This window comes from Vibrio sp. 1401 (assembly GCF_033340295.1).
Genome location: NZ_JAWOWF010000267.1, coordinates 1 through 786 on the forward strand (window position 1 = coordinate 1; position 786 = coordinate 786).

Consider the following 786-nt stretch of genomic DNA (forward strand, 5'->3'; position numbering starts at 1 on the left):
CGCCATGGCCGGGGAGCGCGATCGTCTGCTCGCCGCAGGTATGGATGATTACCTCACCAAACCAATTGAAGAGCATGTACTGCAACAAGTGTTGGTCCACTGGAATCCGAATACCTGTACAGAAAGCATAGGGAAAGTTGCGCCGTCCTACGTGGATGAACCAGCAAGTGAAGCACCTGCTACAGCTGAAAATACACAACCTGATGTGATTATTGACTGGCAAGCCGCATTGAAACAGAGCGCTAATAAGGAAGACTTAGCCAAAGATATGCTGCGTATGTTGATCGATTTCATTCCAGAAGTAGAAGAAGTTGTCGACCACGCACTTGAGCAAGACGATTATTCGCGTGAAGAATTAATTCATGTGATCCACAAACTGCACGGCAGTAGCTCTTATTGTGGCGTACCAAGGCTAAAATCTCTCTGTGCTACGCTTGAACACGCACTTCGTTCAGGAGCCAGCATTGAAGAAATTGAACCTGAAATGTTTGAACTGCAAGATGAAATGATTAAGGTCACCACCACTGCAAAACTTTATCTAGAGCAGTAGCATTCTGACTAAACTTCATACAAAAAACCAGAGCATTTGCTCTGGCTTTTGTTATTCAGCTTAAAGGGTTAGGATTCAAGAATCACGGTCGCAACCGCGTAGTGACGTTCATCAGAAATGGATAAGTGCACGTGATTAACGCCCATCGTCTGCGCCATTTTTTGAGCCACGCCAGACAACAGTAAAACTGGCTTACCCAACTCATCATTCGAGACGGTAAAATCATGGAAAGTCAC

General features: G+C 45.4%; 1 protein-coding gene and 1 pseudogene. One reads left to right on the forward strand and one right to left on the reverse strand.

Features of this window, described 5'->3' with window-relative positions; translation table 11 throughout:
- Positions 1–550, forward strand: a 550-nt coding sequence (locus tag R7Z77_RS25010) for an Hpt domain-containing protein (RefSeq protein WP_318137000.1), incomplete at its 5' end; no start/stop codon positions are given.
- A 68-nt stretch (positions 551–618) separates the two neighbouring features.
- Here the strand turns inward: R7Z77_RS25010 and R7Z77_RS25015 are convergent.
- Positions 619–786: pseudogene (locus R7Z77_RS25015) on the reverse strand (holo-ACP synthase); the annotation flags it as partial.